The sequence below is a fragment of the Mucilaginibacter sp. P4_G9 genome, assembly GCF_056400985.1.
In genome coordinates this window covers 1-3,564 of record NZ_JBFUKF010000475.1, presented here as the reverse complement: position 1 = coordinate 3,564, position 3,564 = coordinate 1, and the positions used below count along the sequence as shown (strand labels likewise).

6 protein-coding genes are annotated in these 3,564 nt (G+C 42.0%); all 6 read right to left on the bottom strand.

Annotated features, from left to right (window positions below; translation table 11 throughout):
- On the bottom strand, positions 1 to 244 hold a 244-nt coding region (locus AC1DPZ_RS24020; RefSeq protein WP_477408234.1), incomplete at its 3' end, for a nuclear transport factor 2 family protein.
- 1 nt (position 245) lies between these two features.
- On the bottom strand, positions 246 to 980 hold the full coding sequence (locus AC1DPZ_RS24015) for an SDR family NAD(P)-dependent oxidoreductase (RefSeq protein ID WP_477408232.1): 735 nt from the start codon (positions 978 to 980) through the stop codon (positions 246 to 248).
- Between the two features lie 4 nt (positions 981 to 984).
- Positions 985 to 1,203 carry a tautomerase family protein gene (locus AC1DPZ_RS24010; protein ID WP_477408230.1) on the bottom strand — a complete coding sequence of 73 codons (219 nt, stop codon included), beginning with the start codon at positions 1,201 to 1,203 and terminating at the stop codon, positions 985 to 987.
- A 29-nt stretch (positions 1,204 to 1,232) separates the two neighbouring features.
- A complete protein-coding gene (locus AC1DPZ_RS24005; protein ID WP_477408228.1) occupies positions 1,233 to 1,751 on the bottom strand; it encodes a YceI family protein in 519 nt (172 codons plus the stop codon).
- Between the two features lie 110 nt (positions 1,752 to 1,861).
- The gene (locus AC1DPZ_RS24000) at positions 1,862 to 2,434 is read right to left on the bottom strand and encodes a Crp/Fnr family transcriptional regulator (protein ID WP_477408226.1); all 573 of its coding nucleotides are present in this window, start codon (positions 2,432 to 2,434) and stop codon (positions 1,862 to 1,864) included.
- A 121-nt stretch (positions 2,435 to 2,555) separates the two neighbouring features.
- The coding region (locus tag AC1DPZ_RS23995) for a beta-xylosidase family glycoside hydrolase (protein ID WP_477408224.1) at positions 2,556 to 3,564 on the bottom strand (1,009 nt) is incomplete at its 5' end.

Sequence of the window (3,564 nt, the reverse complement as noted above, 5' to 3'; positions counted from 1 at the left end):
GGTACTGATCGAGCGTTTTTGCATAAGGCTGCCCCTTCACATCCCCGAACAATAAAGTGCCGGGATTGTAAATTTTTCTCAGTGTACTAATATTGCCTTCGTAAATACCTTTGAAGTAATAATTTTCCAGCACCTGGGTGATGGCTAATGAATCTTGCTGATTAGTTTCCATTTTCTTTGAATTTTGCGCTTTTATTGCCAGCAAAGTGCATGACAAAAAAGCGGTCAATAAAAGCGTTTTCATGTTAATTCAAGTTGTGCCCGGCTCCCATGCCACCATCTACGTTGATAATAACGCCGGTAATAAAGTTACTCTTGGCAACGGTATAAACCATTTGAGCGATATCTTCCACCTCGCCAACGCGGTTCAGCAAATGTAAACCTGCGCTTTGATCGGCGTTATCGCCATGCATTGGGGTACGGATTGTGCCGGGCGCAATCGTATTCACCCTGATGTTATCTTTACCAAACTCAGCTGCCAATTGTATGGTAAGCGCATGTATAGCACCCTTTGAGGCCATTTGTGCAGTAATGGGCACTCCGCCCAGGCCGTGATTGACTAAAGGCGTGCCTATATTGATCACCACGCCATCATGCTGTTTCAGCATTTGAGGGATAATGGCCTGGGTGGTGAAGTAGGTTCCCTTCAGGTTTGTATTCAGAAAGCGGTCGAGATAAGCTTCATCTACTTCAAGAAATGGTTTGGTTTCAAATATTCCTGCGTTGTTCACCAGTACATCTGCCGAGCCAAATTTTTCTATGGCAGTTGCTAAAAGTTGCTTGCCAGTGCTTTTGTCAGCAACATTACCTGTTACCATAGCCAGGTTTTCGCCCCCGCCCAGTTCCTGGTAAGTTTGTTCTAATTTTTCGGCAGTTGACGAATTGATCACTACATTGTCGCCGTTTGCTAAAAAATGACGGGCTATTTCTTTACCGATGCCAGATGAGGCACCGGTAACTATTATTGTTTGCTTCTTCATTATATTATTTTCTATCAGCAGTTATACCTTTTTCTCTCAGCACAGATACCTGTTCCCCTGCATGGCCCCAATTGTCCAGGTCAACTTCCTGAATTACCACAAAGGTTAATTGCGGGTCTTTATTCAATACATCACTCAACAGGTCGGTAACCCCTTTTATCAGTTGCTGTTTTTGTTCTCTTGTAACGCCTTCACGGGTTACTTCAATTTTTACGTATGGCATGGCTTTAATTTTTATGCTAAAACTGCTTATCAGGCAGCTTTAGCGGTTACACTTACATTCAGTTCAAAATCATTATAAATCAGCGTATCGCCCAGATCCTTAAAGAAATTACCCGAGCGGAATTTTATTCCATATTTAGTACGGTCAATTACCAGCTTTCCGGTAGTAGTCAACAAGTCGCCATTTACATTGATCGCTGCATCAAAACCAACAGGATGTGTAATGCCTTTGATGGTCAGATTACCTTCAACGTGGTTGCCTGAAACTGAAGTAATTTGCAAAGTTGCTTCCGGATATTTTTCAATAGAGAAAAAATCATCAGAGGCCAGGTGACCGGCGAATTGTGCATTGGTTGCAGGGTCTGTTACATCCAGTATTTTGATAGAGGTGGTATCGATAATGAATTTACCGCCGGTAAGTTTACCTGCATTCAAAATAAGTTCACCTTCTTTAACGGCTATGGTACCATTGTGTGCTCCGGTTACCTTTCTGCCCACCCAGTCGATATTGCTTTGGGTGCTTACGATTTCAAATTTTTGAGTTTCCATTTTATTTGTGTTTTTAATTACACAACAAAGTACGGCAGGAAATTTCAGGTGGCTGCGTGACCTACATCACATTTGAAATGAGTTAATATTTATGTGATGTACATCACTTTTCAGGTATTGTAAAGCCGGCTAAGGGTTTCTCTTGAAACACCTAAGTATGCAGCAATCAGATTTTTAGGAACAATATTATAAAGTTCGGGATACAGTTTCAAAAGTTCTTCGTATCTGTATTTCACATTATTATTCATGAACGATAGCAGCCTTTTTTGAGCCGCAACATATCCCCTATTGGTCCTCCACCTAAAAAAATGCTCAACATCGTGAAGTTCCTTACATAACTTTTCCCTATCTCCATTGCTAAGGCAAAGCACTTCGGCATTGGTAATGCAGTCTATGTTGATGGTAGCTTTGGTATTATTATATAATGCATTATAATCTGATGCCCACCAGTTGGGCATGGCAAACTGCAGGATGAACATTTTAAGATCATCGTTGATAAAGAAAGATTTTAAACAGCCGGAGATCACGAAGTATTCACAATCTACCTTATCGCCCTCGGTAATAATCGCCTGTCCTTTTTGAAAGCTCAGTTTTTTAAAATGCGAAAAGAAATAATCAAACTGCTCATCAGTTAACATGGCTATTTTAGCTACATGAGCTTTTAAGATTTCTTTGGCTTCCATTGGATGGTTTCAACTAATATCACCAACAATTTTGAAATTAAAAAATTCTGATGTCAGAATTCCTGCAATCCTGAGTAAATGACCTTTAGCCCTAAATTCCTATCACAGTATTATCAAATTATTACTCCGCAATTGCCCATGAAAAACAGGAGCCGTCCTTGCGGTCGGGTCTTGCACCCGGTGCATCGGCCGAACTAAGGCTACTTGCATATGGGTCGGCAAGCAAATATCTGTGCGTTGACAATGACATCAGCATCAGATCGCCGCGAAGCATATCCTGCCATTGAAATTGTGAAGCTTCCCCTTTCTCATCTTTTTCAAGTCGCACTTCCGCCATTCCTCCCAAACCCTTAACCGTAACCCATCGGCCATCTGTAATTGATTGCAAAGCTATCCTGCCATTGCCCTTATCAATTACCCTGAACTTCGACTCATCCCCTTGTGCAAACCTGCTATCGACTGGAACCGGTCTCACAAAGCCATTCCAGTTAACCAGCACAGTGCTGTCGGCAAGGCTGTTCAGTGTTATGACTCTGCCATACGGAATAGGTTTGGTTAAGCCGAGCGCCCTTGGTTCATCCACAAAAAATGAATTAAAGTCTGCATAACCTCCTTCCGAACCAAGCGTATTATAATTAAAAAGGCAATAGCGCTCACCCTGGAATGTTCTTAAATTATAAATCATAATATATTCATCTCCCAGAGTGGTGAAATTTGTACCATCGGTGCTGTAACTGAATATAGCTTTTTCCGTATCAAAATTGCAATTTGCGCGAAACCAGACATGGGCGCTTTTCAGTTGTGTTTTGATCAGTTTATTTCGTTGCAAATCAAATTGCTGAATTTCAAGACTATCCTGTTTTTTGGTTACACCAATCCACGCATAAGGCATATTGAGCAGCGCAAGACCGGCAATATCCCCGGTTTTCAGGCCTTTTAACTCGGCCTCGGCCGTAACTATCGACTCCGGGCCGATTGCCCGTTGCGTTAATGTATTTTTGGCATTCCAAAAATCTGCTGCCGGAAGGGAGTTAAGCCGCAAATATCCTTTTCGGGCTTTCAGGGACCATTTGGCATCAACAGGAACATGGTTCCATTGCCATACGGGTTGAAGCGTGGCATCAGAAAAG

What these genes read in the sequence shown, in the direction of transcription:
- AC1DPZ_RS24005 (WP_477408228.1), bottom strand. Translation starts at nt 1,751, where the DNA reads ATGGAAACTCAAAAATTTGAAATCGTAAGCACCCAAAGCAATATCGAC.
- AC1DPZ_RS24010 (WP_477408230.1), bottom strand. Translation starts at nt 1,203, where the DNA reads ATGCCATACGTAAAAATTGAAGTAACCCGTGAAGGCGTTACAAGAGAA.
- AC1DPZ_RS24000 (WP_477408226.1), bottom strand. Translation starts at nt 2,434, where the DNA reads ATGGAAGCCAAAGAAATCTTAAAAGCTCATGTAGCTAAAATAGCCATG.
- AC1DPZ_RS24015 (WP_477408232.1), bottom strand. Translation starts at nt 980, where the DNA reads ATGAAGAAGCAAACAATAATAGTTACCGGTGCCTCATCTGGCATCGGT.